16 protein-coding genes and 2 pseudogenes are annotated in these 20,328 nt (G+C 53.2%); 1 reads left to right on the plus strand and 17 read right to left on the minus strand.

Annotation, left to right across the window (positions count from 1 at the left end; all coding sequences use genetic code 11):
- From AOA56_RS14825 to AOA56_RS14895, 16 genes are all read right to left on the minus strand, one after another.
- Entirely contained in the window at nt 1-3,375 is a 3,375-nt protein-coding gene (locus tag AOA56_RS14825) for an antirestriction protein ArdA (protein ID WP_053769987.1), read from the minus strand.
- 217 nt (nt 3,376-3,592) lie between these two features.
- Complete coding sequence (locus AOA56_RS14830) at nt 3,593-5,683, minus strand: DNA topoisomerase 3 (RefSeq protein ID WP_053769988.1); 2,091 nt, start codon at nt 5,681-5,683, stop codon at nt 3,593-3,595.
- Nucleotides 5,684-5,699: 16 nt separating this feature from the next.
- A complete protein-coding gene (locus tag AOA56_RS14835; protein ID WP_004607959.1) occupies nt 5,700-5,888 on the minus strand; it encodes a hypothetical protein in 189 nt (62 codons plus the stop codon).
- The gene (locus AOA56_RS14840) at nt 5,885-6,601 is read right to left on the minus strand and encodes a DUF4366 domain-containing protein (protein WP_053769989.1); all 717 of its coding nucleotides are present in this window, start codon (nt 6,599-6,601) and stop codon (nt 5,885-5,887) included. The genes AOA56_RS14835 and AOA56_RS14840 overlap by 4 nt, the downstream gene beginning before the upstream one ends.
- Complete coding sequence (locus tag AOA56_RS14845; protein WP_002569175.1) at nt 6,594-6,872, minus strand: DUF4315 family protein; 279 nt, start codon at nt 6,870-6,872, stop codon at nt 6,594-6,596. The genes AOA56_RS14840 and AOA56_RS14845 overlap by 8 nt, the downstream gene beginning before the upstream one ends.
- 34 nt (nt 6,873-6,906) lie before the next feature.
- Entirely contained in the window at nt 6,907-8,976 is a 2,070-nt protein-coding gene (locus AOA56_RS14850) for a CHAP domain-containing protein (protein WP_053769990.1), read from the minus strand.
- Nucleotides 8,977-9,011: 35 nt separating this feature from the next.
- Entirely contained in the window at nt 9,012-9,971 is a 960-nt protein-coding gene (locus AOA56_RS14855; protein WP_053769991.1) for a DNA-methyltransferase, read from the minus strand.
- Entirely contained in the window at nt 9,968-12,406 is a 2,439-nt protein-coding gene (locus AOA56_RS14860) for a VirB4-like conjugal transfer ATPase, CD1110 family (protein WP_053769992.1), read from the minus strand. The genes AOA56_RS14855 and AOA56_RS14860 overlap by 4 nt, the downstream gene beginning before the upstream one ends.
- Nucleotides 12,357-12,758, minus strand: coding sequence for a PrgI family protein (locus tag AOA56_RS14865; RefSeq protein WP_002569171.1), 402 nt, complete (start codon nt 12,756-12,758; stop codon nt 12,357-12,359). The genes AOA56_RS14860 and AOA56_RS14865 overlap by 50 nt, the downstream gene beginning before the upstream one ends.
- 177 nt (nt 12,759-12,935) lie before the next feature.
- Nucleotides 12,936-13,805 (minus strand): VirB6/TrbL-like conjugal transfer protein, CD1112 family, encoded by an 870-nt coding sequence (locus AOA56_RS14870; protein WP_002584320.1) that lies wholly within the window; start codon nt 13,803-13,805, stop codon nt 12,936-12,938.
- A 19-nt stretch (nt 13,806-13,824) separates the two neighbouring features.
- Nucleotides 13,825-14,040 (minus strand): Maff2 family mobile element protein, encoded by a 216-nt coding sequence (locus AOA56_RS14875; RefSeq protein WP_002569168.1) that lies wholly within the window; start codon nt 14,038-14,040, stop codon nt 13,825-13,827.
- A gap of 406 nt (nt 14,041-14,446) precedes the next feature.
- On the minus strand, nt 14,447-14,617 hold the full coding sequence (locus tag AOA56_RS16160) for a hypothetical protein (RefSeq protein WP_002569167.1): 171 nt from the start codon (nt 14,615-14,617) through the stop codon (nt 14,447-14,449).
- On the minus strand, nt 14,604-16,412 hold the full coding sequence (locus tag AOA56_RS14880; protein ID WP_053769993.1) for a VirD4-like conjugal transfer protein, CD1115 family: 1,809 nt from the start codon (nt 16,410-16,412) through the stop codon (nt 14,604-14,606). Before AOA56_RS14880 ends, AOA56_RS16160 begins: the two co-directional genes overlap by 14 nt.
- The gene (locus tag AOA56_RS14885) at nt 16,409-16,885 is read right to left on the minus strand and encodes a PcfB family protein (protein ID WP_053769994.1); all 477 of its coding nucleotides are present in this window, start codon (nt 16,883-16,885) and stop codon (nt 16,409-16,411) included. The genes AOA56_RS14880 and AOA56_RS14885 overlap by 4 nt, the downstream gene beginning before the upstream one ends.
- A gap of 41 nt (nt 16,886-16,926) precedes the next feature.
- Nucleotides 16,927-17,148, minus strand: a complete 222-nt coding sequence (locus tag AOA56_RS14890; protein WP_002569164.1) for a DUF5348 domain-containing protein — start codon at nt 17,146-17,148, stop codon at nt 16,927-16,929.
- A gap of 23 nt (nt 17,149-17,171) precedes the next feature.
- Nucleotides 17,172-18,155 carry a DUF6017 domain-containing protein gene (locus AOA56_RS14895; protein WP_053769995.1) on the minus strand — a complete coding sequence of 328 codons (984 nt, stop codon included), beginning with the start codon at nt 18,153-18,155 and terminating at the stop codon, nt 17,172-17,174.
- Nucleotides 18,156-18,410: 255 nt separating this feature from the next.
- On the opposite strand from AOA56_RS14895, the pseudogene AOA56_RS14900 reads away from it, so the two are divergent.
- Nucleotides 18,411-19,897, plus strand: a pseudogene (locus AOA56_RS14900) (recombinase family protein).
- A 92-nt stretch (nt 19,898-19,989) separates the two neighbouring features.
- Here the strand turns inward: AOA56_RS14900 and AOA56_RS14905 are convergent.
- Nucleotides 19,990-20,328 (minus strand): annotated as a pseudogene (locus AOA56_RS14905) (transposase); the annotation flags it as partial.

The following is a 20,328-nucleotide window of genomic DNA, read 5'->3' on the forward strand; positions in this document are numbered from 1 at the left end:
TCAGCTCCTTTCCAAGTCCTGTGACTTCTGCTTTGCGTTTTTCTTCTGTGCCTTTTCCTTGTCGGCTCTAAGCTGCGCCCGGATAGAGGGTTTCTTTTCCGGCTTCGCTCCCTTGCCGCGCTCCTTGTCGGCTTTGACAGCGTTAGCCAGGTCAACAAGGGAAATCTGCTCGCCCGCCTTTACTTTTGCTTCCAGTTCGTCAACGGTGGGGGTGTTGTTGATGATACCGTCAATCATGTTCCCGTTCTGCTCTGTGGTCTGCTCGGCGGTTTTCAAGGGATTGTCCCGCTGCGCCTGTTCTGCGGCAACGGCAAACGCCCGCGTCCCATTCCCCATAATCAGATACTTTCCGTCGTCCGACTGGTGGTGAAAGCCATATCCGGCGGCTTCTATCTGCTCCCGGCTCATGGCGGTCACATGGAAAGTCCCCCTTGGTGTTTTGACAGTTTCGCCCGTTTCCAAGTCGTCCGGGGTAAGCTGCTTCTGCTCCTGTAAAAACTCCGGCACTTCCCGGAAACCTACACTGTCAACGAAATGCGCCGCGTCCTGTCCGTCCTGATGAAGTACTACCACGTCCGAAACGGAAAGGCTGTGTCCCTTAAAATCTTTGGGGTGGTCGATATTGAAACGGGCGTAAATATCTTCAAGGGAAGTTTCCGGCGCAAGGGGCGCGGAATAGACAAGCTCATAGTTCGCCCTGTCAACCACATTTCCCGCCGCCTGCAGGCGGTCGTATGGCTCAAAGCGGAAATCCCTTGTTTCGTCCCCGCCTTTTATCTGGTAAATGGAAAAGGTGTCTTTGCCCTGTCCGGTGGTCTGCGCCGTTTCCTGTGCCTTTGCGTAAAGCTGCTTTATGTCGCCCTCGGTCAGCTCGCCGCTTTTGAGCTGCCCCATAAGCTCGCGGCATTTCTCCGGCGTTCCCGTATAAAGCACGTCGCCCATTTTCGCCCGCCCGTTCTCCTGTGTCACATAGGCTTGCAAGAGGTAGCTGTTATCCCGGCTGTCGCTGTAAGGGTTCCGGCGTACTCTGTAAATCGTTTCCGGGGTAAAGGCTTCTTTCGGGGCTGTGCCCGCTTTTTCCTGTGCGCCGGATTTTCCCGGTGCGGCTGCTTCCGGCTCCGGCTTCTCTTTTCCGGCTGTATCTGCCTTTGACGGGGCTTCCGGCTGCGGCTGTTCTTTCGGGGCTGCCTTTTCCTCTCTGGTGGGCTGCTCCTGTCCGGCGGTCTGCTCCTTGTCCTGTGCCTTTTGCAGCTCCGCAAGATTTTCGTCTATTGAATTGATAATCTCGGCGGCTGCGCTGCGTATCGTTTCAAGGGAGCTTTTCAGCTCGGACAGCTCCCGCCCGCTGCTCCACCCGGCGACATAGCCGAAAGAGTAGTCCGACGTGTCAAGCCCGTAATGTTGGCAGACAGTATAGGCGACGCTTTCCGCTTCGACTTCGCGGGTGCGGCGGTCAATGTGGGGCTGCTGCTCGTCCTTTGGCGCGTTGAGGTCAATGTCGTGCAGCTTCGCATGGGCGATTTCGTGAATAGCGGTCTTTAAGGTCTGTAATTCGCTCATGCCCTCGTTGATAGCAATGCGCTTGTCCTCCAAGTGGTAGTAGCCATGAGAGCCGCCCTCGATATTCTCAAAAGCGATAGGAACGGGGGAAGTCTTTTCAAGGGCTGCGAAAAAATCCTTGTAGCGGTCAACGTCGCCTGTCAGCTCGTCAACCGCAATGTCCGGCAGCTCCTTTCCCTCGGTCTGGGAAACGTCAAAGACGGATACCACCTTGTAGGCGGGTATGGTGATTTCCTTTTCCTCGGTGACGGGCTTTCCGTCCTTGCCGATTATGGGCTTCTGCGTGTGCGGGTCGATTTTCTGCATTTCCTGTTTGATTTTATAGGGCGACGGGGCAATGATTTTAATTCCCTTTTGCCCTTTCATCACGTTTCGCTCAAAGTTGTTCTTCCAAGCGGAAAAGCCCGCCACAAGGGAAGCGTCCGGTTTCTGCATGGCGATAAGGACGGTGTTTCGGAAGCTGTAATTATGGAATTTTGACATGACTTTCAGATATTCCTTGTAACGCTCGCTGTCAAAGAGTTCCGCAATGCCCTGTTCCAGACGGTCGGTAATCTCTTTTAATTTCTCGGCGGGCTTCTCGCTCGTCAGCACGATAGGGATAACCGGGCGCGGCTCCTGTGGCTGCTCTGCGGTCTGCGCGGTTCTCTGCCCCGGCGCGGCTGCGTCCATTTCTACCTTTTCCGGGTCGGGGATTGACCGCTGCGGGGGCTGCGGCGTTACCCGGTATTCCTCCGGCACGTCGCGCCCGTCGTACCATTCTGTAAAGGTGTTGCGGTTGTTGTAGATATAGCCCTTTTCGGTAAACATACCGTCGTCGTTAATGGAAGCGTCGCGCCCATATTCCTCATACATGAAATACTTTTTCGCTTCTTCGGGAAGTTCCGGTTCTTCCAGTTCATCAACCAGATAACGCCCGTATTCTTCTTCATTGTGGACGGACGGATAAATCCAGTAGCAGTCAAGGTTCTGTGCAAGGTTGATAATGTCCTGTAAGCTGTCGGCATGGTCGCCGTATTCAATGGCTGCAATGAATTTCTCCCGGTCGTCGTCAAACTGCATTTCCAAGAGCTTCCCTAAATAGTTCAGCTCGTCGGGGTGGGAATACTCGCTTAAATGCTCCGTCAAGCCGGGGATAGTGGATTGAAATTCTGTGAAATGCCATTCCTCATAGTGCTTGAAGTCAATCCCGATACGGTCAAAGACTTCTTTCAGATGTTCGGCAGTCGTGGGGAATGTCACCCATTCGCCCGCGGGTCTGCCCTCGGTGTACTTCCCAAGATTGGAAAGATAGCCGCTTAAAATCGGTTCTGCCATTTGTTCGCTCCTTTCTTTTTCAATCATGCGGTGCATAAGCTCAAAATCCTCAATGCTCATGCTCCCGTCAAATACATAGGGGTTAAAATCCTCCCCGTCCCGGTAGGGCTTTTCGGAAAAGGGAAGCCCCGCTTCATGGGCGGCTGCCCTCGCTTCCTCGATAACCTCCGGGGGAAGCCTGTCGTCATGCGCTCCGATAAAACCGTCAATGTCGTTCATGCTGTTTTCGTAGTGGTAACGCACTCCGGCGGTCAGCTCGTCAAGGCTCATGTCCTCGCCTAAATGCCCGCAATAGTAGCCGTTTAAGATAACGGCGGCGGGGTCGGTGCTTTTGATTTCCTCTAACCGGCTCCTGTCCTCCGGGTAGAGCGTGTCGTCCATATCAAGATGAAAATATTCCGCGTTCCATGAACGCCCCTGTTTCCAGAACGCCACCCATGCGATACCGTCCCTAAGCTCGTCTTGATAGTCCTTTACGGTGTCCCGTAAACTTGCCATAGTGAAAAACCTCCTTTCTCTGCGGCAGCGTCATAAGCTGCATTTTTTGGCTGCATGGTCTACTACGGGTACACCCGCATTTCTGCCAAAGTTTTTTGAAGATTTTTAGAGGGTTTGGGAAACTTCCCAACAAGCAAAATCCCCGTCCGGCGCGTCAGCGTCGCAACGGGGATTTACGGAAGTGGGTACCCGCTTCCTATGCTTGCTATTCAAGTTTTTAGTTCTTCTGCACTTCGATACGGTAGTTGACGTATTTCCCGCCAGTATCGGCTAAAACGATAGTTCCGTCGTAGGTCTTGCCTGTTTTCGGGGAGTAGAGTTTCTTCACATTCGCCTTGCCGGATTTAAGGAGCGCGGCGGCAATCTTCGCGGAAAAAGCGGTCTTGCGTTCCTCAAAAAAGCGGTCGTTCTTCCACATGACAAAGGCACATTCTTTGTTGCTGCAATAGTAGTTTTTCTTCCCTTCATGGACGGGGGAACCGCAACGGGGGCATTTCCCAATAGAGGGCTTTTCCTCCCGGAACAAATCCTTTTTCCCGTCCAGTGCTGCGGCGTGTGTCTGAATAAGCTCCCGCGCCATAGCTTCAATGCCGGACAGAAATTCGCCGGGGTCTGCGGCTCCCTTTGCTATCTGCGTCAGATTGTTTTCCCATTCTGCGGTAAGCTGCGGGGAAGTGAGCATATCCGGCAGCACTGATATAAGGGCGGCTCCGTTCTGCGTGGGGATAAGCTGCTTCCCCTTGCGCTCTGCAAAGCCGCCCTTTACCAGTTTTTCAATGACGGCGGCGCGGGTGGCGGGAGTGCCAAGCCCCCGGCGTTCCGCGTCCGGGTCGGTGTCCCCGTTCCCGGCGCGTTCCATAGCCGACAAAAGGCTTGCTTCGCTGTGGGGCTTCGGCGGCGTTGTGGTATGCTCCGTTACTTTTGCGGCGGGGTTAGGAAAGCCCTGTCCCTCGGAAAGCTCCGGCAGCGTCACACCCTCATTTTCCCCGTCCTCCGGGTCGGGTTTATCTTTCAGCGTCGCCCGGTATCTGTGTTCAATCTCTTTCCACCCGTCAGAAAGCACCGTCTTTCCCCGCGCCGTAAACTCCGTATCAGCGCATGAGAAAACCGCCGTAACCGCTTCAAAGATATGCGGCTCGGCGGTGGCAGAGAGCAGACGCGCCCCCGCAAGGGTAAGGATATTTTTCTCGCTTTCCGGCAGCGCGTCCGGGTCAGCCTTTGCAAGCTCCATAGTGGGAATGATTGCGTGGTGGTCTGATACTTTCTTGCTGTCTAATACCTTTGCAACCTCCGGCGTGAAGTCCGCGCCCGCCATAAAGGGGAGCTTTTCGCAGAGCAGCGCGATAATGCCCGCTACGGTGCCGCCCATGTCGTCAGTAAGAAAGCTGCTGTCCGTCCTCGGATAAGTAAGGAGCCGCTTTTCATAAAGGGATTGTGCAAGGTCAAGGGTCTGTTTCGCGGTGTAGCCGAAAATGCGGTTCGCTTCCCGCTGCAAAGAGGTAAGGTCAAAGAGCTTCGGCGGGGCTGCGGTTTTCTTCTCTCTGGTAAGGGAAACGCATACCGCCGTTTCTGTTTCGCAAGCCCCTTTCAGCGCGGCGGCTTCTGCCTTGTCTGAAATCCTTTCGCTTGCCGCTTCCGCGCCGGATAAATCAAGGCGCACATGATAATATTTTTCTTTCTGGAAATGGGAGATAGCCGCGTCCCGGTCGGTGAGCATTTTTAAGGTCGGGGTCTGGACGCGCCCCACGTTCAAGGTCTTTCCATACAGGCAGGAGAAAAGCCGGGTGGCGTTAATGCCGATAAGCCAGTCAGCCTTTGCGCGGCAGAGGGCAGACGCAAAGAGCGCGTCGTATTCCCGCCCGTCTTTGAGGGAAGCAAAGCCCGCCTTGATTGCCCCGTCCTCCATTGAGGAAATCCACAAGCGGCGCATGGGCTTCTTGCAGCCCGCCGCTTCGTAGACAAAGCGGAAAATCAATTCACCCTCGCGCCCCGCGTCACACGCATTTACCACTTCGGAAACGTCGGCGCGGTGCATAAGCTCTTTTAGGGTTTTGAATTGCTTCCCCTTGTCCGGGTCAACGGCGTACTGCCATTCCTCCGGCAGAATGGGTAAGCTCTCAAAACTCCATTTTTTATATTGCTCCCCGTAGGCGGCAGCTTCCGCAAGCTGTACCAAATGCCCGACGCACCATGAAATGAGGTAGCCGCCGCCCTCGATAAATCCGTCTTTCTTTTCCTTAACGCCAAGCGCAGCGGCGATAGTCTGCGCCACGCTCGGCTTTTCTGCAATCACAAGTGTAAGTGCCATGAAAAAAATCCTCCTTTCAGCGTTCCGGCTCACTTGCCTTTTTCTCCTGTACCTGTTTCAGACAGTAGCCCACACAAGGGAGCTGCCCTTTGTACGGACAGGAAGCGCAAGCCGGGGAATGGGGAACGGGCGGCGCATTGTCACGCCGCCCGCCCGGTCTTTGTATCATCATCTTTTCAAAGGGATTGTCAGTAAACAGGGTCATGCTTCCTCGTCCTCCTGTTCTTCATCAGAAAGCCCGTCCCCCTCGTCCGGCTCCGGCTCGTCCTCGTCGTAGTCGTCAAAATCGAAATCTTCAAGGTCGGTGCCGCCCTTGACGTTCTGCTTGCGTCTAATAAACTTAAAATAATAGAACGCGCCCCCGCCGCCAAGAAGTGCCACGACAAGGAAAAGCACAAGCCCGCCCGCATTGCCTTTTTCTTTGGGCTGCTCCGGCGGTTCTTCGGTTTCCGGCTCCGCTTCCTTGCCGCTGCAAGCGGTCATGTTGTCCTTGCAGACGGGGCAGCTCACATTTACTTTCCCGGCTTCGCATTTCCCGGTACAACTGCAAACGGCGGGCGGGGCTGCTTCGGTGCTTCCGTCCTCCATAAGTGCCATAAGGTCGGCTTCGTCCACTTGATTAAGGAAATGTACGGTGTCCTCGCCCTCGTCGTCCCGGTCAATGAGGATATAAAAGTAATTGCCGTTTTTGGTCGTCACTGTGATAAGCTGCTTGTTGCCGCCGAAATCGTCTACAAGGGTCGCGTTCCCGTCCGGGGTGAGGGGTTCTTCCTTTTGGGGTTCCTCGTAGACAACGCCGCTGTCGTTGGTGTCGTCCTCTCCCTCCGGGGTCTGTGCAAAAGCGGTGACGGAAAAGCCGCCCATAAGTACAAGGGCGGCGCAAAGTGCGGTCAAGGTTCTAAGGATTTTCTTATTCATTCTCGGTGTCCTCCATTTCTTCGGTGTCATGGTCTGCGGGTTCTGCGGGGTAGCCCGGCGCGGCTTCCATACCCGGAATACCGCCCCCGGAAAGCATAGCGGAAAGCTCATGCGGGGAAAGGCGCATGGAGCGCACAAGCTGTACGATTTGCAGGTTTTCCGCTTCGGTTTTCTGCGCTTCAAGCCCCCTTAATCTGTTCTGGTACTCGGTGATTTTCTCGCGGGTCTTTGCAATCTCTTTGTCGATACGTTCAATTTTGTTCATAGCCATCAATAAATTTCTCCTTTCTTTGCTCAAAAATATGTTAATTCCAGTTCATCAGCCCATAGCCCTTGATACAGCCATAATTGACGGGGTAGCTCTTTATCTTGCAGGCGTCGCCGGAATTGCCCTCGACGGTATAGACGCGCTCCCCGTCCGTCCCGATAACAAGCCCTACATGGTCTGCGCTCCCGTCCCCGTCCCAGTCGAAAAAGATAGCGTCGCCGGGGGCGATATTCGCATAGCCCCTCGCGCCCCATTGCCCGCGTGACTGGAACCAGGGTACGCCCTGTGACTGGCACCCGGCAAAGCGCGGCTCGCTTTTCCCGGCTTGATTGTAGCACCATGAAACGAAACAGGCGCACCATTCCACGCGGCTGTTAAATCCGTACCAGCTCCAAAAGGGTCGCCCGCCCACGTTGCCGACTTGCCGCTTCGCAAGGTCTACAACGGCGGTGTTGCCGGGGCGTGTGCCGTTTACAAGCTGTACGCCGCTTAAATCCTCGGACGCGCCCATATCGGGGGAACCGCCGCCGAAAATCAGCGGTTTGTTGCCGCTTGTTTCCAGATAGACGCGGTACATTTCAAGCTGCTCCGGCGTTAGAAGTTCCTCCGCAATCTCGGAAATGGGCTTGTTTGTCAGCTTCACGTTAAGGATATGGTACTCGTAGGGTACTTCCTCGGTGGTCGTTTCCCCGGTTTCCGGGTCTGTGCTTGTTTCTGTGCGGTAGCGGATTTCCGTTTCTTCCGTCAGCGTCAAGGTGTACTGCATGGCAAAGACGCGGTTTAATTCTGCCTGTGCGCTCTGCGGGGTGTAGGTCTGTAAAAGTACGGTGAGGTAGGACGCTAACTCATGGGGGTTATGCCCGATACTGTCAAGGTCATAGCGGTATTCATCATAGCCGGGGTGGGTGCTTTCGATATTGTCAATCTGCTGCTGAAGCTCGGCTTCCTTTGCGGCGTAATTATTTTCCGTCGCCACAAGGTCGCTGTCCTCCGACGTGTAGGAAGTCCCAAGTATGCCGTTCATCAAGCCGGAGAACATGGAGCCGCAAGAGGAAAGCCCCGCCGATACCATGATGAATAAGAGCAGCGCGGCAACGGCGATACATACGCCCGCCGGGTGCCGCCCTACAAAAGCGATTGCCTTTTTTGTTTCCTCGGCGGTCTTTTTTGCCGCCTTGCGGGTGTTCTCTGCGGCTTTCTGCGCCGTTTTTGCGCCGCCTTTCCTTGCCGCCTTTGCATACTGCCGCTTGATTTGCTGCTTCTGCATGAAGCGGGAAAGGGGATTGCCCGCAATCTGCGGATTGTCATGCAGGGCTTTGTGGTACTGGAAATCCACATTCGCCTTGAACGCCGCTTTCTCTGCCTTTGCCGCCGCCCGGTAGGGTTTGAGCTTGTGGCTGTGGTAGCCCTCCTTGACTTTCCGCGCCCCGTACTTTGCGCCGCGCTCTGCCAGTTCTTCGGATTTGTGCGCCCCCTCAACGCCGGAATTGTCCTTTTCAACGGAATGTATCTTGTTGTGGACGAAAATACCCGCTTCCTGTGCGGGGCGGGATAGCGGGTTATTGTGGGGCTTATTCTTTCCTATGGGCTTTTCCTGTTCCTCAAAATGTAGGCGGGTCTTGCCTTTCCCGGTGGCTTCATCAAAGGTGCGCTCCCGTACAAGTTTCTTTTCTTTGGGGATAGCCGCCTTTGCCGCGTCCAGACGGTCGGCTGCTTTGTCCGATTTTCGGATATACCTTTCAAGCTCCGGCGTTGCCCGTTCCTCGTCGGTAAACTGCAAGCGGGAAGATTTTTCTTTTGCTGTGGCTTCTGCCTGTGCTTTCCTCGCCGCCTTTTTGCTCGCCTTTCTGGTACGCGCCCCGTCGATACGTTCCAAGACGCGCTCGGCTGCTGCGGTGTCCTGTTCCCATTCTGCCCCCGGCGCATGGGGAAGCGGCGGCGTGTCGGTTAAGGGCGGGGAAGTTGCGCCGCCCGGTAGGGGCTGCGCTGCCTGTTCCGGCTGCGGTGGGGCTTCGGTCTTTGCAAAGTCCGCGTCCCTTATCCGCTTGCTGATACGTTTCTTTTTCCCGGTAGCGGCGTTTACCTCGACAGCCCCCTCGCGGGTCATTTTCTGCGTGACTTTTTCACGCGCCTTATATTGTTTTATGTGTCTGTCCCTCCAATCCGCGCCCTTGCAAGGGCGCAATACTCGGCGTTTATCTCAATGCCTATATAATGCCTGTCAAGCTGCTTTGCGGCTGCCCCCGTCGTGCCGCTGCCGAAAAAGGGGTCAAGCACAACGCCGCCTTTCGGACAGCCCGCCTTGATACAGGTTTCGGCAAGTTTTGGCGGGAACGCGGCGAAATGCCCGCCCTTGTAGGGAACGGTATTGATAAGCCACACGTCCCGCCTGTTCCGCATGGTCGGCATGAGGGCTTCGTCGTAGTAGCTGCCGCTTCGCGCCCGGTTAAGCCCCTGTACTTTCCCCTGTCCGGGTATTTCGTCCGCATATTTCTGTCCCGCGCTGCGCCCGGTGCGGTACCGCGCCGCCGTTGTGGGGGCTAACGGCTCGGCTATGGCGGCTGCGTCATAGAAATATTTCTTTGACTTCGTAAGCAGAAAGATATGTTCATAGCAGCGGGTAGGGCGGTCTTTCACGCTCTCCGGCATGGGGTTTTCTTTCTGCCAGATAATGTCGCTCCGTAAATACCACCCGTCAGCGCGTAGGGCAAAGGCTAAAAGCCAAGGGATACCGATTAAATCCTTTTGCTTGCAGCCCGCCGCCTGTCTTGCGATTGATACGGCTTGCCCGTTCCTCCCTTTGGGGTTCTTCGGGTCTGCATGGTAGCCTTTATTTCCTGTGCCGCAGTAGGTGTCCGCAATGTTCAGCCAGAGTGTACCGTCTGAACGCAGTACCCGGCGCAGCTCGCGGAAAACTTCGGTCAGCCTGTCAATGTACTGCTCCGGCGTGTCCTCCCGCCCAATCTGCGCGTCAAGCCCGTAATCCCTAAGTGCATAGTAGGGCGGGCTTGTGACGCAACAGTGTACGCTTTCCTCTGGAAGCTCCCGCAAGGCATAGAGCGCGTCCCGGTTGATGATTGTGTCAGTTTTCAGCCCGTTCATGCTTCGCCCACTTCCTCCGGCTTCGTCGTCATTACCCGGTAAAGCTCGGTGTCTTTCGGGAAGCGGTCTACAAAGGGCAGCACCACGTTCCCGTAGAAGATAAGCCCCTCGCCCGCTTCGGTGTGGGTGACATACTTCATCTGCTGCGGGGAGATGTTGAGCTGCTTTGCAAGGATAGCCCGGTCGCCCGCCGCCTGATTGAGCATGAGGACAAAATCAGAGTTTTCAAAGATATTCTCCACTTCGCGGGAAGCAAGCAAATCTTTGACGTTCTGCGTGATTGCTGTGGGTATGCCGCCCCATTTTCTGAAACGCTTCCAGATTTCAACGGAATAGGCGGCGGTCTGTTCCTCTTTCAAGAGAAGATGAAATTCGTCCATAAAATACCGGGTGGATTTCCTTTCTGCCCGGTTGACGGTGACGCGGTTCCATACCTGGTCCTGCACAATGAGCATACCTAACTTTTTGAGCTGCTTCCCAAGCTGCTTGATGTCAAAGCAGACAAGGCGGTTAGAAAGTTCCACGTTGGTACGGTGGTTAAACACGTTAAGGCTCCCGGAAACATAAAGCTCCAACGCCGCCGCAATACGCGCCGCTTCCGGCTCCGGCTGCTTCAAAAGCTCGTCGTAGAGGTCGCCCAAAATCGGCATTTTCTCCGGGGCGGGGTCTGCAAGGAAAGGGCGGTACACGTTCCTAACGGCGCGGTCAATGACGGTCTTATCGACGGGCTGCAAGCCCTCCTTGCCGCCTATGACAAGCTCGCAGAGGGAGAGGATAAAGTCGGATTTCAGCGCAAGGGGGCTGTCGTCCTCGCTGTAATTAAGGTTAATATCCATAGGGTTCACATACTGGGGCTTCCCGTCAATGCCCTTGCCCGTAGGCGACAAGCGTATCACTTGCCCGTCAAGCCGCTGCACAAGGGAAAAATACTCTGCTTCCGGGTCGCAGATAATTATGTCGTCGTCGGTAATGAGGAAAGCGTTTGTCATTTCCCGTTTGGCTGCAAAGGATTTCCCGCTTCCCGGCGTACCCAAGATTAAGCCGTTGGGGTTCTTTAGCTGCTTGCGGTCGCAGAGTATCATGTTGTTAGACAGGGCGTTTAAGCCGTAGTATAAAGCCGCGCCAGATTGAAAAAGCTCCTGTGTGATAAAGGGGATAAAGATAGCGGTGCTTGACGTGGTAAGCCCCCTTTGAATGGGGATAAGGTTCTCCCCAAGCGGTACAGAGGACATAAGCCCCGCTTCCTGTTGGTAGTCAAGGCGGGTTAAGGCGCAGTTATTCTTCTGTGCAATGCCTGCCGCCGCGAATACGTCATTTTCCAGTTTCCGCTTCGTGTCCGCCATGTTCACCACAAGGAACGTCAAGAGGAACATTCTTTCATTCCGGCTCTGCAAGTCCTGTAAGAGATTTTTCGCTTCGCTGCCGAACGTGGCAAGGTCGGACGGGATTATATCCATGTCATAGCCGCTGCGTACCGCTTTCTTCTGTTCCTCGATTTTCATTTTGTCAAGGTCGGTGATTTTCCGCTTGATTGTCTTTATGGCTTCGGTCTGGTCGATACTGTGGATATGCAGATTGACGATAACGCCCGTTTCCAAGTCCAGAATGTCGGATAAGATACGGTCGTTTAATTCCGGGGCAAGGATTTCAAGGAATGAAACCGCGCCGATTTTGCGCCCCATGCGGAAATACCGCCCCTCGCCAAAACGGAAAGAGGACGGGGCGATAAAGTCCTTTGTGGAAAGCCCGGACGGGGCAAGCCATGAAAAATCAAAGGAAAACTGCCCGCCCTCCGGGTGGAAAATGCCATGCAGCATTTTAAGGCGTTCATAGCCTGTCATGGGGCGGGCAGACACGCCCAAGAGCTTAAAGTTGTTCAGCACGTCCGTTTCGATACGGGCAAGGCGGGATTTCGCCGCGCCCAGACTGTCGGCTTCAATGGCAAAGGTGATATATTTTGCTTTGACAAGCCCGTTGTTGCCCTTTGCAAGCTGGTTTTTCAGCATATCCCGGTATTCTGTGCGGATAGAATTGAAAGCGTCCTCCTGTGCCGGGATATTGACCGCCTTTTCCGCTTCGCCGCGCTGCGTCCCCTGATTGATGAAAGAGAGCTGTACCGAAACGGAAGCGTCAAAGTAGTTGAGGAAGTCGCACCAGTTCTCAAAAATGGCGGTCTTGTCGTCTGCCTGTGCAAGCTGATAGTTAATATCTTCAAAGGCGACGGTCTTTGAATATTTCCGTCCCGTAACCTTGCAGATACCGTCCGGGTACATCTGGATATAGGGGATTGTCTGCTGCGCGGTGTGCGCTTTCCCGTCGCCCTTTGCCTGTCTGATGATTTCCGCAATCTGCTTTTTCTCGGCGCGGGTGAGCTTGCGGGGCGGGTTAGGCTTTGCGCTTCCCGCCGCGCTGTTTCTTCGTGTTTCCTTTTGCAATCGCTGATACCTCCTTTTCAAGTTTTCTCTGCCGTTCTAAGACGGAATAAAAGTTGTCTGTCCTGTATGGTCGTTCTTTGGGGGCTATGAATTTCGTCTGAATGATGTTCTTCACCACTACTTCAAGGGGCTGTCCATGCTTTTCATACATGGCGAACAGGAAACAGGGCAGCATGACAGCAATCATAGCCATAGACGCAAGGCTTGTGCCTGTGCTGTCTTTGAGCAGAAAGAAAAGCGGCAAGCCGAACAGGAGAGCCGCCGCAAAACATACAATCTGCCGTTTGGTAAGGTTGAACGCTACTTTTGTCTTGACTTTGGATAAGTCTTTGGGTACGGGTACATACGCCAAGTGAAAACCTCCTTTCTCCGGGTTTGGTGTTGCTGTAATTTTCCATAAGGGTAATCAAGGCAAAGGTCAATCTATGCCCTTTGCCCGCCCGTATTATATGGGGGTTATCCGCGTCAAGGTCGGGTCGTATTTTCGCCGCTTCGCTCTGAAAATCTCCACCCTGCCCTTGACACGCCGCTAATGCGCGGAGAATATCGACTTCGCCAGTGCGCCGGATTTGAACAGGGAGAAACAGAGGATAACGGTATAGGCTGCAAGGGAGAATATCGCGCTGTGCAGATTGTCCGCTATTATCATGTTGTTTACCAGAACCGCGTAAATGCCGACGCATATCATAATGAGGAAGCCTTGAAAACCGATAGCGAACAGGGATTTTAGGTAGTTGTTTCCTATCTGTCCCCATTCCCGGTTCGTCATAGTTGCAAACGGGATAGGCGATACCGAACAGTAAAGGTAAATTTCTATCATGCGCCCGTAGAGGATAACGGTTATCAGTACGGACATTATCTTCATGCACAAGCTCACAAGGCTTGTTTCCATGACAAGTAAGAGCAGTTCGGGGATTTCCATAGCGTCAAGCCCGCTTTGCATGGAAGCAAGGGCGGCGGCAACATCAATCTCTGTGCTGCCGCCGATTACCCCCGCCGCGCCGGAAACAACGTGCTGCGCCATATCGAACACCGCCATAGTGATGTCAAAGGTGTGCGTCACAAGGTAGACTGCCACAAACGCCTTGAACACCCACTTGAAGAACATGGAAGTGTCAACGTCGTGCATATTGTTCTTTTCCGTTACCATGCTGATAAGCTCATAGCATAGGACGTAGGTAATGACAAGCCCCGCAATGGGTACGATTACATTCTCACTAAGCGTCTGTATCATGGAGAATATATTTGCGTTCCACCCTTGCGGGGTCTGCCCTACCTCTGCGGCGATAGTGCCGACTTTCTCGTTTACATCCCCGAACATAGTTGACAGATTACCGTTTATGGCTCCTATGAGGATTTCCTTTATCCATTCGTTAATCGCGTCAAGTATGCTCTGCATAAGCCTTTACCCGCGCTTCTTAACCGAACAAGCCGGAAAGCAGCGGTACAAGGGTCATGCCGATAAGGGCAACGCCGCCGCCCGCCATAAGCTGCTTCATGCCCTGGCTTTTCGCGCCCGGATTGTCGTTGCCGTAGCCCTCCATCAGATTGATTACGCCCCAGATACCAAGCCCTGCTCCAAGTGCTACAACAAGGGTCTGCAAAACGTCTACTGCGCTATTGAAAAATGCCATAAATATATCCTTTCTGCCGCGTCTGCGGCTGTCCGGCAAGCGGACAAAAGGCGGTCAGCATATGCCGCCGCACAAAAAAACCGCCCTCTGGTAAAGGCGGCTGTCCCCGCGCTGCGTAAGTTCTGCGGCGCGGCGGTATTCAGTTGTAAGGGGTGCGGATTTTGCCGCTGTGTACTGCGCCGGAAAGTGGGGGCGCGTATCATGTAGCCGGTATGGATAGATGTGATTGCTTCAATCGCTCCTTTCTGTGTCCCGCTGTGCTGCCGGACGTTTTTTCAGACTTGCGGGAAGTGAATAGCTTGCGTAGCAAGGTGTTCGCTTCCCGCAAGTTCACAAAGGGGTAGCTGCCGCAAGGCAGCGTAGGGGAAGTGTAGCTTCCCCTGTCCCCCGGCGGTCTGCCATGCTGTCACTGTTGCGGGATAAGCCCCCGGCGCGTGACATACTCCGTTGCAAAACGGCGGTGTTCCGCTTCCTTTTCCCGCCAATACTCCCATAATGCAGCGTCGGCGGCTTCCGCAACATTCATTAAAAACCGTTCAAGCTGCTTTTGTTTTTCCTCTGCGCTACGTTTCCTCATGGTCTGCGTCCTCCTGTAAGTCTGCTGCGTCAATCTCGTAATAGTCAAAAACCTCGTCGGGCTTGACAATGGCGGGGCGGCGTTTAAGGTGCTTTTCCATGTCAAAGGCGTTCTTCGGGTCTGCGTCGGACAGGTACTTGTATTTCGGGTGCTTCGTTATGTCGAATTTGTCCGAAAAGAACGGGCGCACCCCGCGTAGCTGCAAGATACATTTCCCTCCGTCCATGACTGCAATTTCATCTTCCGTCATAAGCTGCTTTCCCAATTTCTGATAGTTCAGCCCATGCGAAAGCTCCCGCCCCCTTGTTTCGGACGTGTTAAAGCTGTCTATCGTTTCTTTTCCTAAAATTTCCGATATTTCTTTAAGGGTGGTTTTCTCCTTGCCGCCCAAGAAAAGCGTGGTGTCGCAGTTGCCGACTATGGTATCGGCGTTGTCTTTGTAAATGGCTTTTAGCTGTGACTGGCTCTGCAAGATGATTGACGCGGATATTTCCCGGCTCCGTATCGTTGCAATGAGCTTTTCAAACTTTGGTATCTGCCCGATATTCGCAAATTCATCAAGTAAGCACCTAACATGGACGGGAAGCCGCCCGCCGTATTCATCATCTGCCTTGTCGCACAAGAGGTTGAATAGCTGTGTGTAGAGGATACTCACGACAAAGTTAAAGGTGTCGTCGGTGTCGCTGATAATGACGAAAAGGGCGGTCTTTCTGTCGCCTATGGTGTCAAGCTCCATTTCGTCGGTTTCCATCAGTTCCCGCAGCTCCTTAATGTCGAATGGGGCTAACCTCGCGCCGCATGAGATAAGTATGCTTTTTGCGGTCTTGCCCGCCGCCAGTTTGTATTTTTTGTACTGCTTGACTGCAAAATGTTCCGGGTCTTTTTCTTCCAGACGTTCAAACATGAGGTCAACCGGGTTCTGGAAATCCTCGTCGTCCTCGCGGGCTTCCGACGCATTTATCATTTCAAGCAGCGTCGTGAAGTTCTTCTCGTCCTCCGGGGCTTCATACCAGATGTAGCCGATTAGTGCGGTGTAGTAGAGCTTTTCCGCTTTCACCCAGAAATCCTCGCCGGATTTTTCCCCGTCGCCTTTGGTGTTGGCGATAATGGTATTGACTAACTTCAAAATGTCCTTTTCGCTCCGCAGATAGGCAAAGGGATTGTATTTCATGGATTTTTTGAAGTTAATCGTATTTAACACTTTGATACGGTATTTGTACCGCTGCAACATTTTCCCGGTTTCCAAAATCAGTGTTCCTTTCGGGTCAGTGACGATATACGACGTTGGAAAATCCTTTGACGTACATTGCATGAGCGACGGTTTCACAAAGAACCGGGTCTTGCCGCTGCCGGAACCGCCGATTACAAGGATATTTTTGTTTCTTGCGTATTTCGGTTGCTTCGGTCGGCTGTTCATGGTAAGCCGTTCCGTCTGCGTAAGCGGGATATTGTTCTCAAATACCGGGTCTGTGTACGGCTTTATGTCGTCAGCCCCGCCCCAACGCGCCGAACCGTATTCTGTCCCGCGGCGGTATTTCTTCGCGTTCTTGCCTTTGGTGTAGATAAGCAGCCGGACAATGACCGCCCCCGCAATGCCTAAAGCTAAATCTGCCGGGTGGAAGCTCGGCGCGATACTGGAAAAGGCGGCGGTAAAACCGTCCCCAAGATGTAGCAGCTTTGCGCTTGCGTCCGCGCCGGGGGATAGACGGACAGCCGCGCCCACTTTATCAAAGAGCCAGACAAAGAGCAGATACGGGAGATTTAGGATAAGCAGCTTCTTGATTTCCGGCTTCATAGCGATACCTCCCTGTCTTTGTTCTTGACTTTCGCACGTTCCGCGTTCTTGCCCTGTGTGGCTTCTTTAAGGGTTGAGAGCAGCTTTCGGATAGAGGGCTTTTTCTCCTGTGTCAGCTTCTTTGCGGAAAACTCCTTAAAGGCTGCGGTCAGCACGTCCGCGTCCCGCCCCTTGAAGAAAACCAGATAGCGGGGTGGGCTTTCCGTCGCGTCCTTTTTCAGCGCAAAGTCGATACCGTACTTTTTCGCCGTACTCTCAAAGGCTTTGATATTGCCCTCGGTAATCTCAATGTTGGAAACGCCCGCGTTCTGCTTCATAAGCTGCTTTAAGCTCTGCTTGCCCTGTGGCGGTTTGGAAAGCTGCTTTTTTCCCTTTGACAGTATGGCTTTCATTGCCTTTTGGAGCGTCTGCGCGGTCAGCTTCCCGGTCTTGATGTAAAGGGCTATGGTCTTTTCGTTTACTTCGTCCTGCAATTTGTCGCGTCCTCCTTTCGCGTTTCTTTATGGGGCGGCGGTCAGATACGCACCCGCAGCCCGTTCAAGTCCTCGGCTCTGATACCCACAAGATACCAGTTGTCGCCGTACTCAATCCGGGTCGGCTTCCACTTGCCCCGCACGAATACGTCAAAGCACTCGCCGCAATGCAAGCCCCCGTAGTAGCTGTTTAAGTCAAAGCGGATGTCGTAACGGTCGGTGCGCTCGTCAAATACCAATGCTCCTGTCATTTTCTGTGCCATAATAAAATCCTCCTTTTGTTGTTTTACAGGCTTTCGCCCGGTTTGCATGAATAATAGTCCGGGTCGCCGTACTGCGGCTTCTTCGGTGACAGTGCGCCGCTTGCCATGTCATGGGCGACAAGGGAAGTGTAATAATTGCCGATAGTGGACGGGGCGTTGAAAAGGGCTGCTTTCAGATATTGCTTGATGTTGCGGATTTTCGTTGTGTTCTCCCGCATACAGTCAAGCACAAAGCGGATATGCTCGCCGTCCAGTTTCATAAACTTAGATTTCACAAGCTCTGCCGGGTAGTCGTCCCCTGCAATCCGTACCCGCTTCCTTGCGGTGCATACGGTTTCAAGCATGAGGTCTACAATCTCGTCAAGCCTGTCACTGTCAAACTTCATGTCCTGTTTGAGAATGTCGTAGTCGATATTGTCCTTGATGATTTCCCGGTATATATCAACTGCGCTCTGTGCTGTCGCTTCCGTTCCTTTCCGTTCCGGCGGCGCAGCCGCTTCTCTGCAAGGAGAGGGGTTAGGGGAAAGGATAGGAATGGAATGGGTACTTTGTTCATCAGTAATTATTTTTTCTTTTTTTGGTAAGTCAGTTCTTTGTATATCTTTATTTAATTGCGTTGGATTTTCCAACGTAGGTTTTTCCAATGTTGGTTTTTCCTGCGTTGGATTATCCAATGTTGGATTTTCCAATGTAGGTAAATCCGGCGTAGGCGGCTGTGGCTGCTCGAATATCACATAGTCCGCGCCCCGCAAGCGTCCTTTCTCGTCGCGCTCCCTTGAACGGACGATATACCCGGCGCGTTCAAGCTCCTTAATGGCTTCGCGGATAGCGTCTATCTTCTCCCGGTTGATAAGGGATAAGCCTTTCAAGGTGTAGTCCCAATCTTCGGGGAGTGACAGCATTTGCGACAACAGCCCCTTTGCCTTTAGGGAAAGCTCCTTGTTGCGTAGGTGGTGGTTGCTCATTACGGTGTAGCCCTTGTTCCGTTCCACTCTGAAAACTGCCATAGTTCATAGCTCCTTTGCTTTGGATTTGTTACGCAGTAGAAGCGCGGTTTCGGGGGATAAGGTATAAATCCCTTTCCGCGCCAGATACGCGCCCGGAAAACCGCTTGTAGCAAGGCTTTTTCTGCCCCTACTGCGTAACAAAGGGCATGAAAAAAGCGGCGTTCCTGTTCTCCCATGTAGAGAGTAAGAAACGCCGCTTCTGCGTCGTATTCAGTTTTTAGTACAATACCCTGCTTGTCCGTCGCTCGAAAAACCTTGATTTTCCAGTGTTTTCAAAAGTATCGTTATCTAACGTCAGCTTTCCAAAGACCGGGCTTTCAGTCCATGCTTGCGGACATTGAAGCAGGGAAAGTCGGCACCGTCATTGTCAAGGATATGAGCCGGTTAGGGCGCAATTACTTACAGGTGGGAATGTACACCGGAATGATTTTCCCACAGAAAGGCGTCCCCTTTATCGCAATCAACGACGGAGTGGACAGCGCACAGGGCGAGAACGACTTTGCCCCGCTGCGGAATATCTTTAACGAATGGCTGGTGAGAGATACGAGCAAGAAAATCAAAGCGGTAAAACGCTCCAAAGGCATGAGTGGCAAGCCTATTACAAGTAAGCCCGTCTATGGCTATCTCATGGACGAGGACGAAAATTTCATTTTAGACGAGGAAGCCGCCCCTGTCGTGCGGCAGATTTACAGCCTATGTCTTGCCGGGAACGGACCGACCAAAATCGCCCGTATGCTTACCGAGCAGCAAATCCCAACGCCGTGAACGCTGGAATACCGCAGGACAGGCAGCACACGCCGCTACCACCCCGGTTATGAGTGTAAATGGGCGACCAATACCGTCGTGCATATCCTTGAAAACCGGGAGTACACCGGCTGTCTGGTAAACTTCAAGACCGAAAAGCCGTCCTACAAGGTCAAGCACAGCATTGAAAACCCCATTGAGAAACAGGCGATTTTTGAAAACCACCACGAGCCGATTATTGACCGGCAGACATGGGAGCGCGTACAGGAGTTACGCAAGCAGCGCAAACGCCCTAACCGCTATGATGAAGTGGGTTTGTTTTCCGGCTTGCTCTTTTGCGGGGATTGCGGCAGCGTCATGTATCAGCAGAGGTACCAGACGGAGAAGCGGAAACAGGACTGCTACATCTGCGGCAGCTACAAGAAACGCACCGCCGACTGTACGGCGCACTTTATCCGCACCGACTACTTGACCGCCGGAGTGATTGAAAACCTGCGGCGCGTAACTAGCTACGCGGCAAGAACGAAGCCTGGTTTATGAAGCAGCTTATCCAACAGAACGAGGACGGCGACCGGCGCAGGAACACCGCCCGGAAAAAGGAGCTGGAAGCCGCCGAGAAGCGTATCAGCGAGCTTTCCGCTATCTTCAAGCGGCTGTATGAGGACAGCGTGACCGGGCGCATATCAGACGAGCGTTTTTCCGAGCTGTCGGCTGATTATGAAGCTGAACAGCGGGAATTAAAGGAACGAGCCGCCGCGCTGCGGGAGGAACTTTCCAGAGTACGGGAAGCTGCGGAAAATGCAGAAAAGTTTATGAATATCGTCCGCAAGCACACGACCATTGAGGAACTCACCCCTACCCTGCTTCGTGAGTTTGTGGAGAAAATCATTGTCTATGAAGCGGTGCCGTTGGACGGCAAGCGTCATGGGAAGCTCCGCAGACAAGACATAGAGATTTATTATAGCTTTGTCGGCAAGATAGACCTGCCGGAAGCCTAAACCGCCCGACCTATCCGCCACAGAAGCTAAGTGCCGGATAGGAACGGCAAAATTTTTTACACTTCTATTACTACTTTATCACACATCAGCAAAACAGCACCCATTGCAACAAGCTTTGGCTTTGATTCACATTTTTTGCGATAGTAATCACGGAGTACAGGATTTTTAGCCTCTCCTGTGTGGGATGTACCGATGCTTTGTAAAGTAAGTGTATGAATAACTCGTCGGGCGACAGCAGAACCTCTTTTCGACATTTGAATTTTGCTGCCTTCAAATTTGCCGGATTGTTTTACTGCCGGATCCAGACCAAAGTAAGCAAAAAGCTGTTTTGGCTTTGAAAAAGCAGAAAAATCACCAATCTCTCCCATAAGGGATACGGCAGATAAAAAACCAGCCCCTTTAAACGTTTCGATTAAGTGGATCTGTTTGAC

The sequence above is a fragment of the Sellimonas intestinalis genome (assembly GCF_001280875.1).
In the GTDB taxonomy this organism is placed as follows: domain Bacteria; phylum Bacillota; class Clostridia; order Lachnospirales; family Lachnospiraceae; genus Sellimonas; species Sellimonas intestinalis.